This is a genomic window from Thalassospira sp. HF15 (assembly GCF_011806525.1).
Classification (GTDB): domain Bacteria; phylum Pseudomonadota; class Alphaproteobacteria; order Rhodospirillales; family Thalassospiraceae; genus Thalassospira.
In genome coordinates, this window is the sequence record NZ_JAAVKI010000004.1 from 415,941 (window position 1) to 440,609 (window position 24,669).

The 24,669-nt window shown below is 54.0% G+C and carries 24 protein-coding genes and 1 other RNA gene; 9 read left to right on the forward strand and 16 right to left on the reverse strand.

Annotated elements, in window-relative coordinates:
- Positions 1-3: 3 nt before the first annotated feature.
- Positions 4-1,167 carry a rod shape-determining protein RodA gene (rodA, locus tag HED22_RS11385; protein ID WP_167722190.1) on the forward strand — a complete coding sequence of 388 codons (1,164 nt, stop codon included), beginning with the start codon at positions 4-6 and terminating at the stop codon, positions 1,165-1,167.
- Between the two features lie 49 nt (positions 1,168-1,216).
- Here the strand turns inward: rodA and HED22_RS11390 are convergent, their stop codons facing one another.
- From HED22_RS11390 to HED22_RS11410, 5 genes are all read right to left on the reverse strand, one after another.
- Positions 1,217-2,638: a diguanylate cyclase gene (locus tag HED22_RS11390; RefSeq protein ID WP_254869966.1), complete on the reverse strand. Its 1,422-nt coding sequence runs from the start codon at positions 2,636-2,638 to the stop codon at positions 1,217-1,219.
- 96 nt (positions 2,639-2,734) lie between these two features.
- The gene (locus HED22_RS11395) at positions 2,735-3,868 is read right to left on the reverse strand and encodes an ABC transporter substrate-binding protein (RefSeq protein ID WP_167722194.1); all 1,134 of its coding nucleotides are present in this window, start codon (positions 3,866-3,868) and stop codon (positions 2,735-2,737) included.
- 266 nt (positions 3,869-4,134) lie between these two features.
- Positions 4,135-4,332 carry a hypothetical protein gene (locus HED22_RS11400; protein WP_175581190.1) on the reverse strand — a complete coding sequence of 66 codons (198 nt, stop codon included), beginning with the start codon at positions 4,330-4,332 and terminating at the stop codon, positions 4,135-4,137.
- Positions 4,333-4,570: 238 nt separating this feature from the next.
- Complete coding sequence (locus tag HED22_RS11405) at positions 4,571-4,912, reverse strand: Hpt domain-containing protein (RefSeq protein ID WP_167722197.1); 342 nt, start codon at positions 4,910-4,912, stop codon at positions 4,571-4,573.
- 88 nt (positions 4,913-5,000) lie between these two features.
- Complete coding sequence (locus HED22_RS11410; RefSeq protein ID WP_254869968.1) at positions 5,001-5,873, reverse strand: phytanoyl-CoA dioxygenase family protein; 873 nt, start codon at positions 5,871-5,873, stop codon at positions 5,001-5,003.
- A gap of 128 nt (positions 5,874-6,001) precedes the next feature.
- On the opposite strand from HED22_RS11410, the gene cobD reads away from it, so the two are divergent.
- Positions 6,002-7,090, forward strand: coding sequence for a threonine-phosphate decarboxylase CobD (gene cobD / locus HED22_RS11415; RefSeq protein ID WP_167722199.1), 1,089 nt, complete (start codon positions 6,002-6,004; stop codon positions 7,088-7,090).
- Between the two features lie 18 nt (positions 7,091-7,108).
- Here cobD and HED22_RS11420 read toward each other — a convergent pair whose 3' ends face one another.
- Positions 7,109-8,719, reverse strand: coding sequence for a sigma-54 dependent transcriptional regulator (locus tag HED22_RS11420; protein ID WP_167722201.1), 1,611 nt, complete (start codon positions 8,717-8,719; stop codon positions 7,109-7,111).
- 181 nt (positions 8,720-8,900) lie between these two features.
- Here HED22_RS11420 and HED22_RS11425 point away from each other — a divergent pair, with 181 nt between their 5' ends.
- Positions 8,901-9,206, forward strand: coding sequence for an STAS domain-containing protein (locus HED22_RS11425; RefSeq protein WP_167722203.1), 306 nt, complete (start codon positions 8,901-8,903; stop codon positions 9,204-9,206).
- 3 nt (positions 9,207-9,209) lie between these two features.
- Positions 9,210-11,279 carry a SpoIIE family protein phosphatase gene (locus HED22_RS11430; protein WP_167722205.1) on the forward strand — a complete coding sequence of 690 codons (2,070 nt, stop codon included), beginning with the start codon at positions 9,210-9,212 and terminating at the stop codon, positions 11,277-11,279.
- 5 nt (positions 11,280-11,284) lie between these two features.
- Here HED22_RS11430 and HED22_RS11435 read toward each other — a convergent pair whose 3' ends face one another.
- From HED22_RS11435 to HED22_RS11450, 4 genes are all read right to left on the reverse strand, one after another.
- Positions 11,285-11,896, reverse strand: coding sequence for a hypothetical protein (locus tag HED22_RS11435; protein ID WP_167722207.1), 612 nt, complete (start codon positions 11,894-11,896; stop codon positions 11,285-11,287).
- 184 nt (positions 11,897-12,080) lie between these two features.
- Positions 12,081-14,033: an EAL domain-containing protein gene (locus tag HED22_RS11440; RefSeq protein ID WP_167722209.1), complete on the reverse strand. Its 1,953-nt coding sequence runs from the start codon at positions 14,031-14,033 to the stop codon at positions 12,081-12,083.
- 110 nt (positions 14,034-14,143) lie between these two features.
- Positions 14,144-14,536 carry a TfoX/Sxy family protein gene (locus HED22_RS11445; RefSeq protein WP_167722211.1) on the reverse strand — a complete coding sequence of 131 codons (393 nt, stop codon included), beginning with the start codon at positions 14,534-14,536 and terminating at the stop codon, positions 14,144-14,146.
- Positions 14,520-15,224, reverse strand: coding sequence for a YafY family protein (locus HED22_RS11450; RefSeq protein ID WP_167722213.1), 705 nt, complete (start codon positions 15,222-15,224; stop codon positions 14,520-14,522). The genes HED22_RS11445 and HED22_RS11450 overlap by 17 nt, the downstream gene beginning before the upstream one ends.
- Before the next feature lie 124 nt (positions 15,225-15,348).
- Here HED22_RS11450 and HED22_RS11455 point away from each other — a divergent pair, with 124 nt between their 5' ends.
- A complete protein-coding gene (locus tag HED22_RS11455; protein ID WP_167722216.1) occupies positions 15,349-15,786 on the forward strand; it encodes a VOC family protein in 438 nt (145 codons plus the stop codon).
- A gap of 69 nt (positions 15,787-15,855) precedes the next feature.
- Here the strand turns inward: HED22_RS11455 and HED22_RS11460 are convergent, their stop codons facing one another.
- Positions 15,856-16,488 (reverse strand): alpha/beta fold hydrolase, encoded by a 633-nt coding sequence (locus tag HED22_RS11460; RefSeq protein WP_175581203.1) that lies wholly within the window; start codon positions 16,486-16,488, stop codon positions 15,856-15,858.
- A gap of 186 nt (positions 16,489-16,674) precedes the next feature.
- Here HED22_RS11460 and HED22_RS11465 point away from each other — a divergent pair, with 186 nt between their 5' ends.
- Positions 16,675-17,799: an AbrB family transcriptional regulator gene (locus tag HED22_RS11465; RefSeq protein ID WP_167722218.1), complete on the forward strand. Its 1,125-nt coding sequence runs from the start codon at positions 16,675-16,677 to the stop codon at positions 17,797-17,799.
- A 12-nt stretch (positions 17,800-17,811) separates the two neighbouring features.
- Here HED22_RS11465 and HED22_RS11470 read toward each other — a convergent pair whose 3' ends face one another.
- The 5 genes from HED22_RS11470 to HED22_RS11490 all read right to left on the reverse strand — a co-directional run bounded on the left by HED22_RS11470 (position 17,812) and on the right by HED22_RS11490 (position 22,375).
- Complete coding sequence (locus HED22_RS11470; protein ID WP_167722220.1) at positions 17,812-18,732, reverse strand: DMT family transporter; 921 nt, start codon at positions 18,730-18,732, stop codon at positions 17,812-17,814.
- A gap of 163 nt (positions 18,733-18,895) precedes the next feature.
- Positions 18,896-20,512: a fumarate hydratase gene (locus tag HED22_RS11475; RefSeq protein ID WP_167722222.1), complete on the reverse strand. Its 1,617-nt coding sequence runs from the start codon at positions 20,510-20,512 to the stop codon at positions 18,896-18,898.
- Positions 20,513-20,689: 177 nt separating this feature from the next.
- Positions 20,690-21,229 (reverse strand): SspB family protein, encoded by a 540-nt coding sequence (locus HED22_RS11480; protein ID WP_167722224.1) that lies wholly within the window; start codon positions 21,227-21,229, stop codon positions 20,690-20,692.
- Between the two features lie 139 nt (positions 21,230-21,368).
- Positions 21,369-21,735, reverse strand: a transfer-messenger RNA (tmRNA) gene (gene ssrA / locus HED22_RS11485).
- 79 nt (positions 21,736-21,814) lie between these two features.
- On the reverse strand, positions 21,815-22,375 hold the full coding sequence (locus HED22_RS11490; protein WP_254869972.1) for a putative glycolipid-binding domain-containing protein: 561 nt from the start codon (positions 22,373-22,375) through the stop codon (positions 21,815-21,817).
- Between the two features lie 209 nt (positions 22,376-22,584).
- Between HED22_RS11490 and HED22_RS11495 the strand changes: the two genes are divergently transcribed.
- From HED22_RS11495 to HED22_RS11505, 3 genes are all read left to right on the forward strand, one after another.
- Complete coding sequence (locus HED22_RS11495) at positions 22,585-23,379, forward strand: thymidylate synthase (protein WP_167722228.1); 795 nt, start codon at positions 22,585-22,587, stop codon at positions 23,377-23,379.
- Positions 23,379-23,903, forward strand: a complete 525-nt coding sequence (locus HED22_RS11500) for a dihydrofolate reductase (protein WP_167722230.1) — start codon at positions 23,379-23,381, stop codon at positions 23,901-23,903. Before HED22_RS11495 ends, HED22_RS11500 begins: the two co-directional genes overlap by 1 nt.
- 116 nt (positions 23,904-24,019) lie before the next feature.
- Positions 24,020-24,601, forward strand: coding sequence for a TetR/AcrR family transcriptional regulator (locus tag HED22_RS11505; protein ID WP_167722232.1), 582 nt, complete (start codon positions 24,020-24,022; stop codon positions 24,599-24,601).
- The last annotated feature ends 68 nt before the right edge of the window (positions 24,602-24,669 follow it).

Consider the following 24,669-nt stretch of genomic DNA (forward strand, 5'->3'; position numbering starts at 1 on the left):
ACCATGGCGGGAAGCAGATATCGTATTGGTGAAGATCCTGATTACGTCCCGATTGGGCGGCGGTTGCTATTGCTTAACTGGACACTTGTTCTGCTGATTGCAGCCTTGTCGGGGATCGGCTTTGCCATGCTGTATTCCGCCGCCAACGGATCGCTGCAACCCTGGGCAGAACGCCAGATGGTGCGTTTTGCCATTGGTGCGGCACTTATGATCATTATCGCGGTTACCGACATACGCATATGGCTGAAGCTTGCCTATTTTTCGTATTTCGTCGCGCTGATTTTGCTGATTGCCGTCGAGATCAAGGGTGATATCGGCATGGGGGCACAACGCTGGATCAACCTTGGCTTCTTTCAGCTACAGCCCTCCGAATTGATGAAGATCTCTTTGGTTCTGGCGCTCGCGCGTTATTTCCATGGATTGACCGCTGAGGATGTCGGGCGCATCACGCTTTTGATCCCACCACTTTTGATGATCGCCGCCCCTTCCGCGCTTGTTTTGCGCCAGCCTGACCTTGGCACGACATTGCTTTTGATCGCCGGCGGTGGTGTGATTTTCTGGTTGGCGGGTGTGCGCATCTGGAAATTTGCCCTCGTCCTTGGCAGCGCATTGGCCGCCATCCCCATCGGCTGGCAATTCCTGCGTGAGTATCAGAAAAACCGCGTTCTGACCTTCCTGAACCCGGAAAACGATCCGCTGGGAGCCGGTTACCATATCACGCAGTCCAAGATCGCGCTGGGCTCTGGCGGCTTGTTTGGCAAGGGCTTTATGCTTGGTTCCCAAAGCCATCTGAACTTCCTGCCGGAAAAGCAGACCGATTTCATCTTTACCATGCTGGGCGAAGAATTCGGTCTGGTGGGCGGCATGGCGCTGCTTGGGCTTTATGCACTGGTGATCACGTATGGCTATGTCATTGCGCTACGTTGTCAGAACCAGTTTGGTCGCCTTGTCGCCATCGGCGTGACCTCAACCTTCTTCCTGTATGTGTTCATCAATATCGCCATGGTGATGGGGCTTATTCCGGTCGTGGGTGTTCCCCTGCCCCTTGTGTCCTATGGTGGCACGGTGATGATGACCATCCTTGTCAGTTTTGGTCTGTTGATGAGCGTCTCAATCCACCGCGATATTCGAATTTCGCGTCAGGGTAATGACGACGGGCGCAGCTAAAGACCTGCGATATCACACTCAAGTATTTCGTTTCGGCTGAGTTTTCCGCTCAGACGTCGGACGGGAAAAGGTCTTTCAACTCGCAAAGCGTTTTGAAATCCGCCAGCTTGCAACGATTGCGGCCCGTGGTCTTGGCGTCATAAAGCGCCCGGTCCGCCAGCGAGTAAAGTATTCCCGAAATATCGGCTCGTTCCGAACTTCGCAGGGCTTCAAACTGCTTTGCCACGTCCGGGTCAAGCTCTGCCATCCCCTGCGTCGACGGCAGACCGGAAACACCGAAGCTTGAGGTAAAGGAAAGCGTATTTCCTTCGTAGTCGACGCTGCTCGCTTCAAGCTCCTTACGCAGACGTTCGGCCACGATCATCGCACCTTCCAGTTCCTCGCCGGGTAGAAGGACTGCGAACTCTTCGCCCCCCATACGGGCCGGAAGATCGATTGTGCGCAAGGTTTTGCGTAGCGTCTCGGCCAAGGAAACCAGAACAGCATCACCGGCCTGATGACCATATGTATCGTTCAACGCCTTGAAACGGTCGATATCAAGCAGAATAACGGATACAGGAGTATCGCGACGGCGCCAGATCGAGATGGCTTCTTCCAGCCGTCCAAGATAGGCACGCCGGTTTGGCAGTTCCGTAAGCGGATCCGTTGAGGCAAGCACTTCAAGCTTGCCCATCGCTTCGTTTAGTTCCTGAGTACGTTGTTTGACACGCTCTTCAAGGGTGACGTTCGCATTCTGGAGTTCGTCGCGCGCCCTTCGCAATTGACCAAGTTGCTGACGGATCGTGCCAAACAGGCCAACCGTCACCGATCCAAGCAATTGCACTTCGTCGTCATGGCGATGTTCTGGCGGCATTTGCAACGGACGGCTAACGTCAGTCGGGTCGGAGTTGACAATATAGTTTCCCAACCGGATCACGGGCCGGGAAAACACATAGTAACTCATGGCGGCAAAACACATCGCCATCGTCGCGGCAAGAACCATGGTTGCCAGAAAAGACCATGAAAGGCGTGTCGTATAAGCGTTCACATAGACTTGCGGGTTCAGGTCTATGATCATTTCGCCGATGGTGCTGACAGGTGTGCGATCCGGATCGCGAACCGGAACCGTGATGGTTTGTAAACCACCAAACATCTTCTCTGCCCAGTGCGATGTTGAAATTTCGCCAGCCGGCCGCTTGAGCTCAAAGAAAATTCCGTCCTGGGCATTGGTCAGGGTCACGCGCGCGATGGAACGATTGTTAAGCATCCCGCGCGCCAGAACATCGGCCAATTCACGGTCCCGCTTAACCAGCACCTGCGTTGCGACCGGGACGCTTGAGGAAATGATTCGTTGATTGGCCTGATGATAGACGCCATCAAGCCATTTATAGTCCTGATATCCACGGATTGCGATGATCACAAGCCCAAGGACCACAGCCAGCAAAAGTGAATATTTCAACTGACGAGCGGCAATCGTGCTGCCCAGTTTCAAACTGGCAAGAGCATTTCCTTGCGTTTCGTGAGAGTCCCTTGCCAACCGTATCTACCTCGTCTTCCTGATGGGGTTACCGGGAATGGCTTTTGTTTGTCAATCCGGTTGGCCATCTCCGGGATGCAGCATAAAGCTATAGTCTGTGCCAGATGGAGAATTGGCAATACTAAAATCACCAAAGTTCAGGTGCGTCCAATCCCTGCCATCAAGAACATCTGCGAAGTAGGAGATATTATCGCGCGTAATGGCCTCCATCCTGAAAGAAATTTCGGGATGGTTGGACAGAAATTCAACTCCTTCGATGTAATCATGTAGCAAAACCATGACCCATGCACCGGCAAAGAAATGCCCTCCATGGGTCATGGTCATCTTGCCTTCTGCGACCTTTTGCAGACCATCAGGCGACCAGTTCAGACCGCCGACGAACACATCTTTTCCCGGCTTGCGACCCGCTTTCTCAAGCGCAGCAATTGCGCCAAGCGCGATATCGTCATTTGCCGCCCAGATGGCATCAACACATCCACCGCGGTTCAGCCAGTTTTCGGTTTGACGGTACGCTTCATCATATGACCAGTTGGCGACCAGGCGGCGCTGTTCCTTTAAAAGTGGAAAACGGCTGAGCGCATGATCAAGGCCCTGCAAGCGCTGAAGTGAAGCCGGGGTTTTGCGATCACCTGCGATTGAAATGAGGCACAACGGCGCGGGCTGCTGATGTTCACTTTCAAGCCGCGCACCATCAATCAGGGATTTGGCAATATCGTAACCAGCCCGTTCGTTATCTGGCGTCAGTGACAGGATCCAGTTTTCAAAATCCTTCCCCGGGTAGCCATGCGCTTTCTTCTGTTGATCTGTCAGATCATTCAGCAACATTGCCACAGGAATACCGCGCTCTTCCGCTTCAAGAACGATCCGGGTTCCTTGCTGATGCTCATTCACGGCAATGATGTAATCGGGTGCAGGATCAAGCGCAAAAACATTCTGTGCGCTTTCGATCATCTTTTTGCTGTCGCGGTCGCTATCGAAAACAATCAGCTCATACCCGAACTGATCGGCCGCAGCCTGCATGGTATCACGGACGTCTTTCCAGAAACCGCGATCACCGTATCCCGGATTAATGAAAGCAATGCGCGGCGGCGTGTCTGCAGGACCGGAATTCATCACTTGGGCTTGTGCTGGCATCACCAGCAAAGCAATCAGTCCCAAAAGAAAAGGCACGGCGAGGGGCTTCAAAGGTGTTTCCTGTTTTCGGTTTTTTGTTCTTGTTTCCATCTGCCAAAGCAATCTTTCATCGCTTGCGCTGGCATTGCTGGGTATCAAACTGCCATACAACCCATGAAAGACAGACGCCTTCAAGTCCTGCAATGCCTTGGAATAACCCGATCAATTGTCGGATATCATCCAACCCGTTTAGCAGATTTGAATATACATCTGTATACAAACTTGGCGTTAAAATTGAAACCGGTACTTCACACTTTCAATATGAAATCTCGGGCGTGTTAGCCCGCACCTGACTGGGCATGTCGCAAGGCGGCCACCAGTTCTTCATTCGACATGTTTGCCCGGTTCTTGATCCCCTTCTGTACGGCCAGATGGTACAGGTCATCTCTTCGCCACTTATCGTATTTGGGCGCATTGTGCAGCCGACGCGTAGAAGTTTGCCGATCAGTTTCTCCAGAGAGTTTATTGTAGTTCACCACTCTTGCCTCCTATGTGGGACGGTCACAAGCAGTCTGCGCACTTTGTTCAGCTTCGCTGAATTGAAGTGCGTCCACATTTCATGTAGGGGGGTTTTGCGGAATTTTCTATCGACCAATGACATTTTTCACCGTCATCAGGTCTAACAAACTGAGCAAAAATAGAAAAATTCGGCGCGGCAATTTCTATGAGGCGACCCGTTCTTGGTCCGGGTCAGCATTACAGCCAGCCTGCAGACTATTTGGTCGTCAATAGGTCACGCATCGCGACAAGTGTTTCATTCGCTGTCGTATCGAGCGCCGCGATCCGATCACGAAGCGGATCACCAAAATCGCCGTCGAAACTTTCAAGTGCGAGGGCCTCTTCGGCCAGCCTCAGGGCTGCCATATTTCGAGCCATGCCCTTGATCGCATGAGCAGACCGATGAACACCACCTTGGTCTTTGTTGTCTAAGGCTTCCACAAGACGCGCGCGTTCTTCCTCATAGGAGGCAGGCAGCAAATCAACCAGAAGCAGGACCTGATCCTTGCCAAGGGCGTCGCACAACTCGTCAAACCGGGCGATATCAATCAATTCCATCTGCACACCTTCCCGTGCTGCAAAGATCATTATCGGCGTTCACACGATATTTCTCAAGACGGACAAACAAGCGCAATCTCATCGTCGGCTATTTGGTCGCGAGGGCCGAGCACGCATTTATCACCTCTTGCGCCCAATTTAGGGTTTTGGCATCCGTCGACTGCATGTGACGGTATTTGTCAAACTGTGCGGCGATCAAAGCCAGACGCTGCAAAAACGCAGGCGGATTATCCAGTGCCAGCAATTCATTGGCAAGCGGGTCGAAAGCAGCATTCTGAAATTCAAGGGACAGGCTGATCCGTGGCTCGCTGGCATGGGGGCTTGCCCGCCCGCCCCAGTGATATAGATCTTGCCGCCATCCCATGACGGCACCGGGCTTGGCGGGAAGTGCGCGAACATCCTGCAAACGCACCTGGCTCGGTTCGGAAACCGGCGTCTGGTAACTCTTTTCAAAGTTTCGCGGCAAGACATGCATACAGCCATTATCAGGCGTCGCATTGCTGAGCGGCACCCAAAGAGAAAGGCTGATCAGCATGTCATCCCCAATCACACTCTCCCCCTGATAATCACGGTGGGGTGGCCATCCGCTCCCATCTGTCCGGGGATCAACGTGCCAGGCCCAGAAATGCGGTAACAGCGCAACCCGGTCCCCCAGAAAATGCGTCAGCAATGGACGCAGGCGACGAAACACATCCCACGCTTCGTCATAGAGATAGATCAACGCTGGCGACAATCCGCCAGCAACCAGCGCCTCAATGCCGATGCGCAGTTTCATAAGATCGTCGGTTGGCAAAATATCCCTGATCAGAAAATAGCCTTCATCCCAGAAACGATCAGAAAGCACGCCAGCGTCAAAGCCACCACAACGCCCGTCATCCGGGCTTCCCCCCTCGGAAATGGACAGCTGCGGATTAAGCTTTTGCCAGACCTTGATGTCGGTCGCGTTTTGGGGTGTGATCATGGGAAAATGTCCGGTATTGAATATGGCCGGACGATACGCAGCACATTCTGCAATAGCAAGCGCGTAAAACACAGCACACAGTCGCAACGCTTTCTCGATGGCAATCAGGATCAGGCTTGGCACCCGACATGACAAAAGACCTCATTCACCCCAAGCCAGAGGCCCCGATCAATCACGGCGGGGCAATTGATCGGGCAGCGCAGCGATACGGTATTCCTGCAATTGAATGGCTTGATCTATCCACTGGCATCAATCCGTTAGCCTACCCGGTTCGCGGCATTGATGGCGCACATTGGCAAAGACTGCCGCTGGCAACAGAACTCGATGCGTTAAAGCAGGCAGCGCAAGCTTACTATCAGACACCCACAACAAAGCACATTGTCTGCGCACCGGGCACGCAGGCCCTGATCCAGACGATCCCCTTCTGGCTTAAAGACCGGATGGCATCCCCGACTGAGCCAAACGTGCATATCATGGGGCCAACATATGGCGAGCATGAGCGCTGCTGGTTGCGCGCCTGTTATCCGGTCGATAACCATCAAACCATTCCAAATGACAGATGCGACCGGGCTAAGGATATCTTGCGCACGGCAGATGCCGGAACAGTCGTTGTGCAGGTCAATCCGAACAACCCGGACGGGGCCATCTATCCACCCACAGATATCATCGCGCTTGGTCAACTCGCAGCAACACGTGATTGTTGGCTTGTGGTCGACGAAGCCTTTATGGACTGCGAACCAAACCAGTCAGTCTGTCGGTATATTGATCAATTACCAACCACGATTATCCTGCGGTCATTTGGCAAGTTTTTCGGGCTAGCCGGGGCACGGCTTGGCTGTGCCATAATGGATATCGACCTTGCGCGCGACCTTGAAAATCGCATCGGTCCATGGGCCATTCCAGGGCCTACATTGGTTGTCGGCACACAAGCCCTTCTGGATCAATCCTGGCAACAGGATACACGAACCCGACTGAGCAATGATGCAGCACGGCTGGATCAGCTTGTGACAGAGAACAGCAAGCTAAAGCTTTCAGGGGGAACAGATCTGTTTCGGTACTATCAAGGCACAGATTGTAAGGCCTTGGCCGATCATCTTGGTCAAAAGGGGATTTTGGTCCGACTGTTTGATCATGACGCCAACAAGGTTCGCTTCGGCTTGCCCGGGACGGCTGCAGATTGGAAACGCCTTGAAGAAGCCATGGCAGCATTGGGCTAGCCCAATGACTACGACGCCTTAGCGTTCACTTTCTTCCCAGGATTGCTTTTTGCGATAGATGGTCGAAGGACTGACACCGAGCGCATCAGCCGCACGCGGAATGGATCCACCACAGCGTTCTATCGCGTCTTCAATGGCCTGTTTTTCAACCTGCCACAGGGGCTTGATCTCGCCAAAGGTTCTGCCATCAGCTGCAAATGGAGATGGCGACAGAGCTGGGCCTTCATCTGCACCGACGCTAACCCCGACACTTGCACCAAGCAATTGATTGCTGCGCTCGGAATGATGATTTTCAACAACCTTGCGCATCTGACGTGCACCCGCCAGGAAGGCGAGCGCTTCGGGGTCGCCTTCCCAAAGGCGTCCCGGGCTACCGGGCTCGTTTGAAACAACCGGATGGGGTGGCGGGGCCTCGATCGTACCTGAGCCGAACTGATCCCCGTCCGAACCGCTATTGACCGGACGGGGCACCATCGACAGCGTGACCTCCGTCCCGTTATTCAGAACAACAATGTTACGGATGATGTTTTGCAGCTGGCGAATATTCCCTGGCCAGGAATAACGCGCAAACAGGGCTGAGACTTCGGGGCTAAAGCGTTCAAAATCGCGCCCCTCTTCCCGGGTAAAGCGTTGCAAATAAAAATTGGCAATCTGCAGAATGTCATTATCGCGATCGCGCAGTGGCGGCATATGCAGCGGTATGACGTGCAGCCGATAATAAAGATCTTCACGGAACCGGCCGGACCGGACTTCTTCAAGTGGGTCGCGGTTGGTTGCACAGACAAAACGCACATCGACCGTTTCAATCGAACTGCCACCGACCTTCTGGAAGGACCCGGTTTGAATGAATCGCAGAAGCTTGGTCTGTAGATCCAGATCCATTTCGCAGATTTCATCAAGGAACAATGTGCCGCCGTTAGCGCGGTGCGCAGCCCCCTCACGATCAGATACAGCACCGGTAAAGGCGCCTTTCACGTGACCGAAAATCTCGCTTTCCATCAGGTCTTTGGGGATGGCGCCGCAGTTTAGCGGAATGAAAGGTTCTCTTGCACGTTCCGAACGGCGATGGATTGCCTCTGCTGCAAGCTCTTTGCCGGTGCCCGACTCACCTGTCACGAACACGGTCGCACGGCTCGGGGCAGCGTTTTCAATGATGCGATAGATATCGCGCATGTTTTCCGAACCGCCGATGATGTCAAAATACATCTCGTCGGTATCAGCGTCTTGTGGGTCAACTTCGGCGTCTGGCTGTGGCGACGGCCCACCTTCGACAGCCTTTGCCACGGTTTCGCGCAATTTGTCTGCTGTAAACGGCTTTAACAGAAAATCCCACGCGCCTTCACGCATGGCTTCGACAGCGACATTGATTGATCCGTGCGCGGTGATAACCACGATCTTGCAGTCGGGCGCAATCTGGGAAGCGGCACGAAGAACCTCGCGACCATCCATGTCAGGCAAAATCAAATCAAGAACAAGGACATCCGGCGGGTTCTGACGCAGTCGTTCAATGGCGTCGGTGCCACTGACGACATGGTCAACAAAATGGCCATCCGCACGCAGGTAATCCTGATACACGCGCGCCAGCGAAAGTGTATCTTCAACAATTACAATGCGTGCCTGCTCTGGCATTTTCTTGTTCGTATCCCGATATACAACTATGGGTCAGCATACCGACAGTGTTGCTTATCCCACAACTACTAACATTTGTTGCGGTCACCGCCCAAACCATACACAATCATACCAACGTTAAGAAAAGCATAGCCTTTACCGGGGTTTCGGCCTTGGCTACTCGCTTCAAGGGAGTACGGACTTGAACTACAAGACAGAATTCACCAATGGTACCACCACAGTTGAAGTGACCGGTCGCTTTACATTTGGGGATCATTCGAGTTTTCGCAAACTGATCGAAGAAGTCCGAGGACATGAAGCATCTACGCTTGTCCTGAACATTTCCGGTGTCGATTTCATTGATTCCGCCGGGCTAGGGATGTTGCTGCTAGCCCGCGATGAGAGTGAAAAAACCAACACCACTGTCGTCTTGCGTGGTGCACAGGGGCAAGTAAAGCGCATGCTTGAAGTCGCCCGTTTTGACACCCTCTTCCGTTTGGAAGACTGATCAATGCCTGCTGGCGGGGAATCACGTGCAAAGCATTTGATCGCCGTTGCGCAATCTGTTGCGCAAGAAGACGTCGATCGACTTGTCCAAAGCTCAAACATCTGGAAAACGCCAGATGCATTTTCCGTCAAATACGCGTTTGGTCAAACACCGGAAGACTTTTCAAGTCAGCGGCATTTTTCCTTTTGTATTATGCCGCCGTATGTTGGACGTGACTGGCTTGGCAGTCTGATCCGGCTCAATTGCGAAACCTTTGTCGAATGCTTCCCGGAACTCGATCTGGACGACCTTGCTCCGCTATCTGGTAAAAAGTCGCGCCCCAAACAGGACCTCATGGTCTGTCTTTCCACACGCAGTGCCTATCACCTGCCCGTTGCGCGCAAGTTTGTCACCAGCCTGCGCCATCGCGGACTGATTGGTGACAGCATCGCATCATCAGTTGAAATGGCCGTTCAGGAGGCTTTTGCCAACTCGCTGGTGCACGGCAATCTGGAACTCAATACTGGCGGCCATTTATCCATGGACCGCTTCAAGGAACTTGGTGAGGAAACAGAGCGCCGTCTTGCATCTGCAAACCATGGTGCCCGTGCGATTATCCTGACAGCGCGACGCCGCAAGAATGGTCAGGTCGTAATCAGCATTAGCGATCAGGGTCAGGGCTTCACCCCACCTGACGAACAGGCAACCCTCGACATTACCCGCAAGGACAGCACCTTTGGCCGGGGATTACCCCTGATCAGAAGTCTTTGCCAGTCGGTCAGTTTTCTACGCGATGGACGCACCATCGAACTGACATTTGACGATGACCAATCCGCCAAGCTTAGCCCGGAGGTCGCGTTTCTTTCCGACCTTGAACATCGGTTGGCAACATCAACCGATACCGGACTTCGTAATCCCCAAAACGCAACCATCCTGATCGCCGATGACACGATGTTGTCGCGTGAAATTATCGCATCCTATTTGCGTGCCGACGGGTTTACCAACCTTGTATTTGCCAAGGATGGTGAAGATACCCTTGCCCAGGTCAAGGCACACAATCCTGACCTGATCATTCTTGATATCATCATGCCCAAGCTTGACGGCTATGCGGTATGCAAGGCGCTTCGTGCCGACCCGGCCTATGCCACAACCCCGATCATTGCCCAGACAGCGCTTGAAGAGAACGAGGGGCGCACCCGCATTTTCGATGACGGGGCGACGGATTTGATCTTAAAGCCTTTGAACAAGGCCGAGCTGATCGCACGCACCAAGATCCATCTTGAAAACCGGCTTCTGGTCCAACAGCTTCAGGCCTATCAGGAACGCACGCAATCCGAACTCGAACTTGCGCGCGACATGCAGGAAAACCTCAACCCTGCGCCGGAACATTATCGCGGTGTGGGGATGGATTACGGCATGCGCATCAGTGCGACCTTCCAGATGTCGTCGGAGCTGGGCGGGGACATGTGGGGGCTGGTACCGATCGATGCCCACCGCCTTGGGGTCTATATCGTTGATTTCGCCGGTCACGGACTTGGGGCCGCGTTGAACACATTCCGATTGCATTCCCTGATATGGTCAGAACAGTTCCATGATCAGACGCCAGATGCCTATTTGCAGGTGCTTAACCGCCGTCTCAAGGGGCTGTTGCCGGTCGGCCAGTATGCGACGATGCTCTATGGCATCATTGATAAGCAAAAGAACGTTTTTTCCTATGCCAGTGCCGCCTGCACGTCACCGGTGCTGGGCAACACTGTAACCGGTGATGCGCATTATCTTGATGGATCGGGGGTGCCGCTTGGCGTCATTCGGGATGCAAAATACGAAACCCGCGAAGTACCATTCGACAAGGACAGCTTCCTGCTGCTGTACAGTGATGCGCTGATTGAAACCACACTTGATCACGGGCAGTTCTTGTCTGAGGAAGGGCTGCTCACAATGTTGCAGGATACGGTTACTGAAGGTGGCGCCGATATTGATTTGGCAGCACAGATCGCCGATCAGTTCATGGATCGGGCCCCGGCAAAACTTGACGATGATTTTACGATTGTGTCCTTGCAATCAGCGCAGATTCCGTCAGCCCTTTCAGGCTGACAAGATCAGGAAGCGTAATGCTTTCCGCCAATACTGGATTGCACAAGGTCGCCGAACGGCTCGATATCACCCCAAACAACACACCGATGGTCCGAAACCATTTCAGGGCGGGTTGGACCAGAATTACCGGCACTCACCTGCAGACGGTTCGCGATCACCGCGCGAACCAGATTGGCAAGCCCCTTGCGCGCTCCGGCGTGATCCGGCTCAGAGGCCAGAACCGCACCAAGTTGATCAAGGGCACGCAGCTTGTCACGACAACCAAGCAAATCGGCGGCAAGAACCCGTAATTCCCGTGCGTCCGGACGCAGGCTAATGGCGATTTCAAGATGTTCAAGACCCAGATCACGACGACCGGTCTGGATATAGACCCGCGTCAGGCCCAAATGGGTTGCCCCATCCAGATCATCAATCAGCAATGCACGACCAAACGCATTCAGGGCCAACTCGGAAAGACCGAGATCAAGCAATACATGGCCCAGAACCCTGAGACGAGCCGGTTGGTCGGGAAGGCTGTCAATCAGATCACGCAGACGGGAGCGGATTTCAGGCGCAAGGTCAATCTCGCCCGCGATGGCCATTGCTGAGGTTTGCAAAGTCTCTGTCTGCGACGACATGGTCACGGCCCCGTTCCCGCCAAAATCCGGAACCGATGATTGTGCTATTTTGTGCAGATATCGGTTCGCCTTTTGACAGAGTACCGTCATTCAGTTGCGAGAAGATTAACCGAGTCGCAGCTTGGGAGGCCTGCTATGACGAGACATAGCATTGACGCGGACGCTTGGACCCAGTGCTCAGGACCTAATGCTTAAGGGCATCCTCTAACGCATCAAGCCTGACTTCACGATTGGGACGTGCAAAGAAATAGCCTTGCATCAACCGCCCCCCCAAGGTGGTCAGGACATCGCGCTGGTTTTCGTTTTCAATCCCTTCAAGCACGCAATCAATGCCAAGGTTCTGGCACATATCGATCACCGTCTTGACGATCCGGCGACTGCGTTCGTTCTGTGGCAACGGGGAGACGAAGCTGCGATCCACCTTGAGCACATCGAATTCCAGCTCGTGAACATAGCGCAAGCTGGAATAACCAATCCCGAAATCGTCAAGGGCAATGCGCGCGCCGTGATCGCGCAAATACCGGATACTGGTCCGTGCCGCCGCGAAATCGCGCAAAAATGCGGTTTCAGTGACTTCGAAGGTCAACCGACCGGGATCAATATTGTATTTCTTGATCTCCTCAATCAGCCATTCCACGGTGTCTGACAAGACAATATCGCGTGCAGAAAGGTTAAAGGATACTGGCAGCTTTTCAGGCCAGTCGGCCATATCATTCATGAGCTTTTCGAACAAAACCCGCGTCAGAAAACTGACCTGCCCGGTCTTTTCGGCAACCGGGAAGAATGTCCCCGGCGAAACAGGCCCCATCAGGACACTTTCCCAACGGGCAAGCGCCTCAAGTGAGCAGACCTCGCCGGACTGGATATCGAAGACTGGCTGATAATACAGGCTGAGTTCCTTCGACAAATCCGCCTTGCGAAGCGCCTGTTCGATCTGGGAATCATGGCGGATCAGTGTTTCATGGTGGGCCGCAAACAGGACCGCTTCACCCCGGGCATTCTTTTTGGCGTGATACAGGGCAAAGTCGGCACGCTCGAACAAACCGTTCGGACTGCGCGCCACAGTCGGATAGGTCGCAAACCCAAGAGATGCCGACACCTGAACCGTAACGCCGTTCAGAATGAACGGTCGATTGAGGTCGTCACACAGCTCCTTGCCAAGCGCCATCAGTTCCAGCGGGTCGCCATAACCCTTCAGGAGCAAACCAAACTCATCCCCGCCCAAACGCGCCAGAAGCGTCTCGGGACCAAGGATTCTGCGAAGCCGCTTTCCCGCCTGCTGCAACAGCTCATCACCAGATGGATGACCATGCACATCATTGACAGGCTTGAACCCGTCGAGGTCAATCATCGCAACAGCAAATGTTTCATTGTCCTTTGCATCTTTCACCGTGTTTTCCAGCACGGAGAAAAAGGCGCGACGGTTTGATAAATCGGTCAGAGGATCAATAAGCGCCAAATTCTCATTTTGGCGTGACAACTCGATCATTGCCTGATGCTGGACTTCCAGATCCTTCTGGGTTTCGATCAGGCCGGAAAAATTGGCATAAAAGCTTCGAATGATCTGAATGATCATCACGGAAACCAACGCCATATTCACTGCAATCGCGACGTAAACCTCGTTGTGGCTGGATCCAAAGAAAATCACGAAGGTGCCAAGCACAATCGCAACAACCAGCAGTGCCGCAGGCGGGAAGTTCACAAGACAGAAAATACAGCCAACAACCGTGATCGAGATGAAATAGGCAACATGGCCGCGCTGATAAGCATCGCCATAGCCAAACATGGTGATGGCCCACACGGTAAACAGGACGGCGATGACAACCGCCAGCACCCTGATACGTTTCAGATGTCTTATGCAGGCATCAATATCATCAACATCAATTTTAGCCCTGTCCCACGCGATTGCGCGAACGATACAAATCGTACCAAGAACAATCACGGAATAGATCGTCATCCAGTCAGGTGCACTACCATAGTGGGTGTAGGCGAGGGCAACCGCATTGGCCAGAAGCAGCATGTAAAGGAAGGGAATCTGACGCGAAAGCGCACCGACCTGCGCGCGCAGCAGTTCCGGCTTGTCGGTCCGAATTTTAAGCGTGTCGGCAATACCTTGCCAGATACGAGGGGCTGCCACCTGTCAGAGACCTAATGCATTCGTTGTCATGTAAAAATATTACACAGAATTATCCAACGGAACATCCCTGATTGTGGACTGCAATGAAAGATCCGCTGCGCGCGGGCATACTAAGGCTTCTTCTCGCGCGGTGATCTTTTGCCTGCGCTCTTTTTGGGGCGTTTCTTTGCCGCCTGTGCGCGAAGGGCTGCACCAAACGCCATCTGGGCAAATTCAAGCAACCGATCCTGATCGTCGAGCCATTCACCCGGCGCTTCGAAATAGGCAATGGTATGGGGGGCTTTTTGCGATGGCACCACAAACCGCGCCATCCCGATCTTGTCGTAAGTCGCTTGTGTTTGTTCATCACCTTTGAGGTAAAGGACGTCATCAAACACAAGCGCGAAAAACATCCCGTCACAATAAAGCCCAAAGCCACCAAACATCCGTCGCGGGCGGATCGTTCCAAGCGGCGACAACAGCTCTGTGACCATCAAGACAAATTCATTATCGACCGATGCCATTGAGTATCTCGCCCTCGACCCCTTCGGAAATCAGATAGTCACGCAAGGATCGCCCGGGAACCGGGCGAAAACGTGCGGTCGATATGTCCATATGGGCAATCCGGTCGGCACGAAAAACGCGAAAGGCTTCCCGCAACTCGCACCAACTGGCCAACAGCCAGGTACTGCCAAAAAACAGCATGCCAAGCGGCCAGACGCGGCGGCGAGTATTGTCCCCCTTTGCATCGGTATAATCGATATCGATCAAAAACCGTTCTCGAATGGCGCGGCGAAGGTCCGGCATCGAAATGGCAATGGGTTCCTGCGCGATTTCGGCAATCGCAATCGGAACACCACCGACCAGGCCACGAATTTTCTCGGGCAGGACCGCCTCGATCTTGGTCAGTGCATCACCCGCAGCACGTGCCATTTGCGGATCAGTCCAGCTTTGAACCATGCGGGCTGCAACAACAAGGGCCTCGATCTCGTCGGCATCAAACATCAAGGGCGGCAAGTCATAGCCATCGCGCAGGATATAACCAACGCCGGCCTCCCCTTCGACCGGGACTCCTGACGCGGCAAGGTCGCGAATATCGCGGTAAATGGTGCGTTCGGAAACTTCAAGTTCCTCGGCCAGATCACATGCACGGCACAGTTTCCGGCGGCGCAAGATCTGCACAAGGCGAAATAGTCGGTCGGCCCGTCTCATGTTCACTCCTTCGTCATCCTGCCCCAAAAATTATCATACCGCTCCTGACAGGCTCCTGTCAGGAGGGTTGTGTAACCATTGCGAAATCGGGACAGGATTTACCCCCAACGTCAGGAGCATGACGATGAAAGTCACCAACGCCCATAAGATCATCATCACCGAGAAATTCACCCAAAGCCGGGCCTTTTACAAAAAGCTGGGTTTTACACCCGTCTTTGATGGCGAATGGTATTGCCAGCTTGTCTGGTCATCTGCCCCGTCGGTCCAGATTGGTCTGATGAGACCAAATCACGATACCCAGCCCGATATTTTCCATGCTGCAACCAGTGGCGAAGGAAGCGTGCTGTGTCTTGAAGTCGAAGAAGCCCGCCATGCCGCGGCAGAACTGCGCGATGCCGGTTTCGAGTTCGCAATGGAATTGCGTGATGAACCTTGGGGACAACGGCATTTCGCGCTTCTGGACCCCAATGGCGTGCGCATTGATATCGCAAGCCCGACGGGCGAATTGGCCCCTGAATATGCGCAGCTGTTCAAGGATATCGGCGAAGGCGCACTCGCCTAAACCTCCCTTGCGCCCCAAAGCCCCGCAAAATGCAGATCAACGGCCCGCCGATATGGCGGGCCGTCCTGATTACACGCGCGCCTTGGCAAACTGCGCTATGGCCAGGGCTGCCTCCGCGATGTTCTGGCTTTGGGTCCGTCCGGAACTTTTGCGCGGCTTGAAGTCATGTTCACCGTCTTCGACCCAATGAAGCCCGATATGATCGGAGAGCGTATAACCCGCAATCTCGTTTGGCTTGCCGAATGGATCCCGGGTGCCATGACAAATCAGGGTTGGTGTGCTTAGGGTTTCGAGATGTTCGGTCCGAAGGTTTTCTGGTTTGCCGGGCGGATGGAACGGATATCCAAGGCAAACAAGCCCGGCCACACCCAGATCATCTGCCACCATGCTGGCGATCCGGCCACCCATCGACTTCCCGCCAATAATCAGTTTTTCCGGCCCGCCAAGCTGGCGCACAACGTCGCCGTAAAACTCGATCAGAACCGGCGCCCGGTCCGGTCCGCGCTTTTTGCCATCAATCCGGCGTTTGGCCATATAGGGGAATTCAAACCGCACAACGCGCAAACCTGCCTTTGCCAGTTCCCCCACCATCTCGTTCATGAACGGGCTATCCATCGCCGCCCCGGCCCCATGGGCAAGAACGATGGTATGGGTGGCATTTTCATCACCATCAAACTGAAAACGGATTGGATCGGTGCTCAAAACAGGGTCCTTTCTGAGTGTTGGGCGTGCGGGCAGGTTCCGACGATGTCATTCAAATACTCGCATCCTTCGCGGTAGGCCGCTATAATTACCTTCCCCACCTTGGCGCGCCCCACAGCGCCATACCAACGTCACATCGCGCCACCCGCGATCAGATGCCTGACATCCACGACAAAGGCCCCAATCGTGTCCCCAGAACAAGATCCGTTATCGACAAATCCACCTAAAGAACGGCTTGGCCGCCTCCCCAAACCAGTTCAATGGCTATTGCTGATTTCTATCTCTTTGGTGTTTTCAGTTCTGCTCCATCATTGGCAGGTTCCGGCATCGCTTCTGGTGGGTCCGATGATCATTGGCATTCTGATGGGAACCAATGGTGCTACCATTGCTGCCCCCACGCCGCTTTATCTCGGAGCCCAAGCGGTACTGGGCGTGATGATCGGCGGATCGATGACAGTTGGCATCCTGACATCCTTTGCCACCGACTGGCCGATGATCCTTGGCATTACCGGCATCACGCTGCTTGCCAGCAGCTTTCTGGGCTGGATTTTATGCGTCAAGCAGGTTCTGCCCGGAACCGCCGGGATATGGGGATCAACACCCGGTGCCGCATCCGCGATGGTAATCATGGCGGATGCCTTTGGCGCAGATGCGCGGCTGGTCGCCTTTATGCAATATGTCCGCGTGGTGATCGTGGTCGGGGTGGCATCAAGTGTTGCCAACTTCTGGGTCGATCCGGATATGCTGGTGGCCATGGGGCCACATGACTGGTTCCCGGCCTTTGATCCGGGCGGCTTTGTCCTGACGGTTTGTCTGGCAGCGCTGTGCTGTTTTGTCGGACAGAAATCTCGCCTGCCGTCCGGCCCGCTTCTGGTGCCGATCATTGTCACCATGATCCTGCATGTCAGTGGTTTTTTCGATGTGGTACTGCCGGAATGGTTTCTGGGGCTGACCTACGCCATGATCGGATGGGTGATCGGTTTGAAATTCACCCCGCCTGTCCTGCGTCACGCCGCCTATGCACTGCCCAAAATACTGTTATCGATCTTTGTTCTGATCGGGTTCTGTGCCGGGATTTCAGGCATTCTGGTGGTGTTTATGGATATCGATCCACTGACTGCCTATCTGGCAACCAGTCCGGGCGGACTTGATTCTGTTGCCATCATCGCCGCCAGCACGAATGTCGATCTCTCCTTCATTCTGGTGCTGCAGGCCACACGCTTCTTCATGGTGCTGGCCTTTGGACCACCACTGGCACGGATGGTGGCCCGGCGTACCGCCCATTTAACGGGCCAGAACGCCGGGCAATAGAGTGTATCGGGTTTAAACCCGAATGCGACGAAATACGCCCGATGCGGTCATCACACCCATGATCACCAGAACCACGGCCAGAACCAGCGCAAGATTGCCCGGTTCCGCCAGCAGGATTACACCACCAAGGGCTGTGAGTGCTGGTGTCATGGCGCCAAACGCAGATGCACCGGTCGATCCGATATGGCGCACGGCAAGGCCATAGGTGATCACAGCAACACATCCGGCCAAAAGGCCCTGGGCTGTGATCAGAATCATGATTTCGCCCATCGGAGCATCGCCAAGGGTCGTTCCGGTAAACAACGCAATGATCGCCATGACAACAAAAGACCAGAAACCGACAAAGGATGCCGCTTCCAGCGCACCAAGACCGCTTTGACGCATGGCGTGGGTATAGCACGCCCACATGAACGCCCCGACCGATACAAGACCATACCCCATCAGCATGTTACTGCTGATCACGCCAGCCGGTTTCAAAGCAACCAGTGACAGTACGCCAACGATAACCGCTGCGTAGCCAACGATACGGACCTTGCCCGGACGTTCACCAAACAGAAGGATGGCAATTAAAACGGCCCAAACGGCCATAACACCGGGCAAAAGAATGCCAACATGGCTGACCGGGACAAATTGCAGGGCACTGGCAACCATAAGGGTATAAAACGCGCCAGAACCGAGGATCATCAGAAGACCATTGGTCACGGAAAGACCCTTGGGCCAAATGCCTTTCTTAATCCATATCGGGGCAAGCAGCGCAAAAGGCACTCCAAAACGCATCAGGCCAATATCAACAGCAGTAAAGCTTGATGTCATGGCATAGCGGGTGGCAATCAGCCAACCGGCCCAGATGCAAACCGTCGCAAGTGCGGCGGTCACACCAACCAGTCGGCTTTCCGTCGCACCGGTGGCAGAGAGCGCGGACGTTTTAGACATAACATATTATCCAGTAAGGGGTTGAATTTGGGGCGATTGATACTGAATTCGATCACGCATCTGCGAAGACGGCAACCCCTTTGACGTAGAGCCTGCCATGCAAAGCAAAAACGGCGCAAGGTTGCCCCTGCGCCGTTTGGATATTCAAGTCAGTGATTTCTGATCAGATGCCAAATTCGGCAAAGAAATCATTGCCCTTGTCATCAATCACGATGAAGGCCGGGAAGTCTTCGACTTCGATCTTCCAGACGGCTTCCATGCCAAGTTCCGGATATTCGTGAACGTCGACCTTCTTGATGCAATCCTGTGCCAAACGGGCAGCCGGACCACCGATGGAGCCCAGATAGAACCCGCCATACTTGTTACACGCATCCTTGACCGCCTTGGAACGGTTACCTTTGGCAAGCATGACGAATGAACCGCCAGCAGCCTGGAACTGTTCAACATAGGCATCCATACGACCAGCCGTGGTCGGTCCGAACGATCCGGACGGCATGCCTTCGGGCGTTTTGGCCGGGCCTGCGTAATACACCGGATGGTTTTTCAGGTATTCCGGCATCTCTTCGCCGGCATCAAGGCGTTCCTTGATCTTGGCATGTGCAATGTCACGCGCAACGATCACGGTCCCGGTCAGCGACAGACGGGTTTTAACCGGATATTGCGAGAGTTGCTTGCGGATCTCATCCATTGGACGGTTGAGGTCAACCTTGACCACCTCGTCATCAAGATGCTCATCGGTGACATGCGGCAGGTATTTCGCCGGATCATGTTCGAGATCCTCGATAAAGATACCGTCCTTGGTGATCTTACCCAGAATCTGACGGTCGGCGGAGCACGACACACCCAGACCAACCGGGCAGCTTGCACCATGGCGCGGCAGACGGATCACACGCACATCGTGGCAGAAATACTTGCCACCGAACTGTGCACCGATGCCCATTTCACGGGTCATTTCAAGGATCTTCTGTTCCCATTCAAGATCGCGATAGGCCTGACCATGATCGCCGCCTTCGGTCGGCAGGTTATCGTAATAACGTGCGGATGCCATTTTCACGGTTTTAAGGCATGCCTCGGCCGAGGTACCACCAATGACAACAGCCAGATGGTAAGGCGGGCATGCCGAGGTCCCCAGCGTACGGATTTTCTCATCCAAGAATTTGCGCAGGCTTTCCGGGTTCAGAAGTGCCTTGGTCTGTTGGAACAGGAAGGTCTTGTTGGCAGATCCACCGCCCTTGGCCATGAACATGAATTTGTATTCATCGCCCTTGGTCGCATAAAGATCAATCTGTGCCGGAAGGTTCGAGCCGGTGTTCTTTTCCTCGAACATGTTTTTCGGCGAAACCTGCGAGAAGCGCAGATTGTGTTTCTGATAGGCCTGCCAGATACCCTTCGAAAGCGCCTCTTCATCAGAACCATCGGTGATGACCTTGCCACCACGCTTGCCCATGACGATGGCCGTCCCGGTATCCTGACACATCGGCAAGACACCGCCCGATGCGATGGAGGCGTTTTTCAGAAGATCCATCGCCACGAACTTGTCGTTGGCCGTGGCTTCTTCATCATCAAGGATTTTGCGCAACTGTTCGAGGTGCCCCGGACGCAAAAGGTGCGAGCAATCAAAGAAAGCCTGAAGGGTCAGTTTCTCGATCGCTTCGGGTTCGACTTTCAAATAGGTCTCGCCATTGACGTCAACGGTCGAAACACCCTCGTCCCCGATCTTGCGATAAGGGGTGGTGTCCTTACCCTGATCAAACATGGGTTTATAGACAAAATCACTCATGGGAAGGTTCTCGTCTCTCTCAAAAACAAGGTGGGTTTGTTCTTTGTGTGGCTGGTTTTAGCGCCAATTGTATCAAATTGCCACGATACATTAGGGGTACGCCTTGCACCGGACGCGGGAAGCATCAACGGGAACAGGCAAAGAAAAAGGGCGGATTAAACCCGCCCTTTAAACAGCCTATTTCTTACGGAACGCATCAAGTGCGATGACCTCGCCGGTTTCATTGGCATCCGGCTTCGGCTTTTTGCGAGATTTGGACGCCTCAGTCACCAGGGTCGGTGTGCCGTCTTCGTCTTCGATCAAATCAGCATCAAGATCATCATCTTCATCATAGTCGAAATCTGCATCATCCATTTCTTCTTCGACACTGAATGTCAGCATGAAGTTCGCAGAAGGATCGACAAAGGCCAGCATCGCATCAAAAGGCACGACAACCGTGGTCGGCATACCATCAAAGCTCATGCCCACCGAGAAGTGATCATCCTCAGATTTCAAATCCCAGAACCGGTGCTGCAGGACAACCGTGATGTTGTCGGGATGCGCCTTGCGCTGACTTTCAGGCAGCGCCACACCGGGATGATTGGTCTGGAACGTGATATAATAGTGATGCTCTCCGAAAAGGCCCTCTTCGGCTACGCGCGCGAGGATATCTTTCACCACGCCGCGCAGTGCCTGGTCGACCATAAGATCGTAGCGGAATTCTTCCGGTTCTTGCATCAGTAATCCTGTATCTGGCGAAACCACCGGGGATGTCCGGCGTGTCCCGTCATTGTCATATGGCATCTCTGCACGCCAATTGCATCTTGGCGCGTTTGATCATGACTCTATTCATAACGAAGCGGGAAAGAAATACAAGAGTGGGGCGTTCTGTTGCTAGGTGCCCCGTCCCCCACCAAATTACCGCTCCCGGCAATCGGAATTTCGCTTTGGTGCTAGTACCGCTTACGCAGCAACAGCAACCGGAGCATTGTTGTCGTTTGCATTTACAAACATTGGCCCGATGCGGTGGTACCATGCCGAGCGCCCACATTGACTTTTACTGCTCACGTCGATCCTATTTCGGCCCCACGAAGATTGTCTGAGTCGGACAACCGATAAATTTGGTGGAGCCGCCGGGTACCGCCCCCGGGTCCGTAAAGCCTATTCTGTCACGCAGTTTAGCGCCGTAGTCGAGTTGCCCCGACAGCCCCTATATAGGGTAAACCGCCCCCTTTTCACAAGGGGAATCGGGAAATCTTTTTTTGATTTTCGCGGGAACATTTCGTGATCGGGGTAACGTGCAATCGCCGATTTTACGCCCCATCACACCCGACGGAAGGTATCCGGGTAATCAATCACAAGACCCGTATCATCGATCTCAAGCTCCGCAGAGAAATCGCGAAACAACCCCTCATAGCGATAGCGCTGGCCCGGAACCAAACAGGTGTACCGCTGCTGCGCGCTGCTTGGCAGAAAGTCACCCTCTATCTGGCTTGGCAGTGGCACGTAAGCCGCCGAAATATCGCGCGCTTCACCATCAGACAGCTTCAATCGCTTGATCGGAAGCATGTTTGTCGCCGGTGTAATACCGATATCAACGTCAAAGCACCCCGCCAAAGACGGCAATTCCCGCTGCCCAATGCAGTCAAACCAGTTTCCCTTGCCGTCCGCTGTCACATGCATGTCCGCCCCGCCGACATAGCTTACCTTGACCTCGCGTGTGGCAAACGCGGCATCCGTCACCACAAGGTAAGACCCGCCATAGTGTCCGTGACGCGTCCCGATCACGACTCCTTCAAGCCTTATCCCGTCCGGCCCGGACTGACAGACACAATATTCAAGACCGTTTCCATCCCAATCAACCCATTGAACAGCTTCTTGCAAGATCGACACTCCCATGCGGCGTTTGCAACCAAGATTCAGGCGGTTGAGTATACCCACCCTTTAAGATTTTGCGCGACATGTCCTGACACCTCCTGTCAGCAGAAGCAGTTTGATTAGCGGCCTGACAAAGATCAGATGGCGTCGCTTGCCCGTGCCACGCGACCTGACTATGCTGCGACAAAAGTGATTCCAAAAATGCAGGACATAGCATGCAGCAATATCTTGATCTGATGCGCTTGGTGCGTGACACCGGTACGCGCAAGGAAGACAGAACCGGCACCGGGACTGTTTCGATCTTTGGTCACCAGATGCGTTTTGACCTTTCCGAAGGTTTCCCGCTGGTCACCACCAAAAAGCTGCATCTGAAATCGATCATTCATGAATTGCTGTGGTTCCTTGATGGCGACACCAACATCAAATACCTGCAGGACAATGGCGTTCGAATCTGGAACGAATGGGCCGATGAAAACGGCGACCTTGGCCCGGTTTATGGCGGTCAGTGGCGGTCATGGCAGGGTGCCAATGGCGAAACCATTGACCAGATCACGGGCCTGATTGACCAGATCAAAAACAATCCCGATTCCCGCCGCCTGATCGTGTCGGCCTGGAATGTTGCCGATGTGCCCAACATGGCCTTGCCACCATGTCACTGCCTGTTCCAGTTCTATGTCGCCGACGGTAAATTGTCCTGCCAGCTTTATCAGCGCAGTGCGGATATCTTCTTGGGTGTTCCGTTCAACATCGCCTCCTACGCCCTGCTGACCATGATGATTGCGCAGGTTTGTGACCTTGGTGTCGGTGATTTTGTCCATACCCTTGGGGACGCGCATCTTTACACCAACCATCTTGATCAGGTCGAAGAACAGCTGTCGCGCGATACCCGCCCGCTGCCGACCATGAAGATCAACCCGGCCGTCAAATCGATCTTTGATTTCAAGTATGATGATTTCGAACTGGTTGGTTACGACCCGCATCCGCATATTGCCGGCAAGGTTGCTGTCTGATGACGGATCAAAAAATTGAACGGGCTGCCGTGGTCGCGGCTGCGGCCAATGGCGCGATCGGCAAGGATGGCTGGATGCCATGGGAACTGCCCGAAGACCTTAAACGGTTCAAGGCACTGACGCTTGGCAAGCCAATGATCATGGGCCGCGTCACGTTTGAGGCCATTGGACGTCCGCTTCCCAAACGTACGACAATTGTTGTGACGCGCGATACCGACTGGTCGTTTGACCACGAAAATGTGAGGGTTTGTCACACTATTGAAGAAGCCGTTGAAGTAGCTGATGAAATTGCCGTGCGCGATGGCGTCAACGAAGTGGTCATTGCCGGGGGTGCGCAGATCTATCACCTCGCCCTGCCCTTTACGACGCGCTATGAGCTGACCGAAGTCCATGCCGAGATTGACGGCGACACCTTCCTTGATCCCCTGCCCGCCGATCAATGGCACGAAACCGCACGCCAGAAAATCGACAATCCCGAAGGGCCGGATTACAGCTTTGTCACACTGAACCGGATCGCCTCGTAAGCCCCGTCGTCTGGCAAACAAAAAGCTCTTATTGATTTTGCGGCGCAATAGACCCATCTTCAGTGGAATACTAGAACATTCGTTCCAAAGCCTGGATATGATCGAAGGAACTGCCTATGCCACGGCCACGTGCATTTGATGAAGAAAGCGTTCTTGATAACGCCATGAACATCTTCTGGAGCAAGGGGTTTGAAGCGACCTCTATTCAGGATCTGGTGGATGAAACCGGCCTGAACCGGGCGAGCATGTATGCAAGCTTCGGCGACAAGAAGGCGTTGTTCCTGCGTGTTCTTGATCATTACAGCCAGAAAATCAGTGCCAAACGATTTGCCGATCTGCGCACCATCGAAGACGGTCGCACGGCAATTGAAAAGACATTCCGCGACACTGCCAAAACCGGCTGTGCCGAAGGCCGTCATAAGGGCTGCCTGATGGTCAATTCCGGCATGGAACTGGCCCCGCACGATCCGGAAACGGCCGCCATCGCCCATCAGGCTTTCCGTCGGGCAGAGGATATTTTTGCCGCTGCACTCAAGCGTGCCATTGAGCAAGGCACGATTTCAAAGGACAAAAACGTCCGCGCCCTTGCGCGCTTTCTGGTCGGATCGTTTCAGGGCGTCCAACTGATGTCGCGCCGCGGGGCAGATCAGGAAACTCTGCAGGACTACACCGACACCATTCTGGCGGCTCTGGACTAAGTCAAAGCGCATCTCACAGCCCATTCTGATTGCACGTTGCCGCGCACTCCTTGATAGACCTGCGTGAC

What these genes read in the sequence shown, in the direction of transcription:
- rodA (WP_167722190.1), top strand. Translation starts at nt 4, where the DNA reads ATGGCGGGAAGCAGATATCGTATTGGTGAAGATCCTGATTACGTCCCG.
- HED22_RS11405 (WP_167722197.1), bottom strand. Translation starts at nt 4,912, where the DNA reads ATGGAATTGATTGATATCGCCCGGTTTGACGAGTTGTGCGACGCCCTT.
- HED22_RS11410 (WP_254869968.1), bottom strand. Translation starts at nt 5,873, where the DNA reads ATGATCACACCCCAAAACGCGACCGACATCAAGGTCTGGCAAAAGCTT.
- cobD (WP_167722199.1), top strand. Translation starts at nt 6,002, where the DNA reads ATGACAAAAGACCTCATTCACCCCAAGCCAGAGGCCCCGATCAATCAC.
- HED22_RS11420 (WP_167722201.1), bottom strand. Translation starts at nt 8,719, where the DNA reads ATGCCAGAGCAGGCACGCATTGTAATTGTTGAAGATACACTTTCGCTG.
- HED22_RS11430 (WP_167722205.1), top strand. Translation starts at nt 9,210, where the DNA reads ATGCCTGCTGGCGGGGAATCACGTGCAAAGCATTTGATCGCCGTTGCG.
- HED22_RS11435 (WP_167722207.1), bottom strand. Translation starts at nt 11,896, where the DNA reads ATGTCGTCGCAGACAGAGACTTTGCAAACCTCAGCAATGGCCATCGCG.
- HED22_RS11445 (WP_167722211.1), bottom strand. Translation starts at nt 14,536, where the DNA reads ATGGCATCGGTCGATAATGAATTTGTCTTGATGGTCACAGAGCTGTTG.
- HED22_RS11450 (WP_167722213.1), bottom strand. Translation starts at nt 15,224, where the DNA reads ATGAGACGGGCCGACCGACTATTTCGCCTTGTGCAGATCTTGCGCCGC.
- HED22_RS11455 (WP_167722216.1), top strand. Translation starts at nt 15,349, where the DNA reads ATGAAAGTCACCAACGCCCATAAGATCATCATCACCGAGAAATTCACC.
- HED22_RS11470 (WP_167722220.1), bottom strand. Translation starts at nt 18,732, where the DNA reads ATGTCTAAAACGTCCGCGCTCTCTGCCACCGGTGCGACGGAAAGCCGA.
- HED22_RS11475 (WP_167722222.1), bottom strand. Translation starts at nt 20,512, where the DNA reads ATGAGTGATTTTGTCTATAAACCCATGTTTGATCAGGGTAAGGACACC.
- HED22_RS11480 (WP_167722224.1), bottom strand. Translation starts at nt 21,229, where the DNA reads ATGCAAGAACCGGAAGAATTCCGCTACGATCTTATGGTCGACCAGGCA.
- HED22_RS11495 (WP_167722228.1), top strand. Translation starts at nt 22,585, where the DNA reads ATGCAGCAATATCTTGATCTGATGCGCTTGGTGCGTGACACCGGTACG.
- HED22_RS11500 (WP_167722230.1), top strand. Translation starts at nt 23,379, where the DNA reads ATGACGGATCAAAAAATTGAACGGGCTGCCGTGGTCGCGGCTGCGGCC.
- HED22_RS11505 (WP_167722232.1), top strand. Translation starts at nt 24,020, where the DNA reads ATGCCACGGCCACGTGCATTTGATGAAGAAAGCGTTCTTGATAACGCC.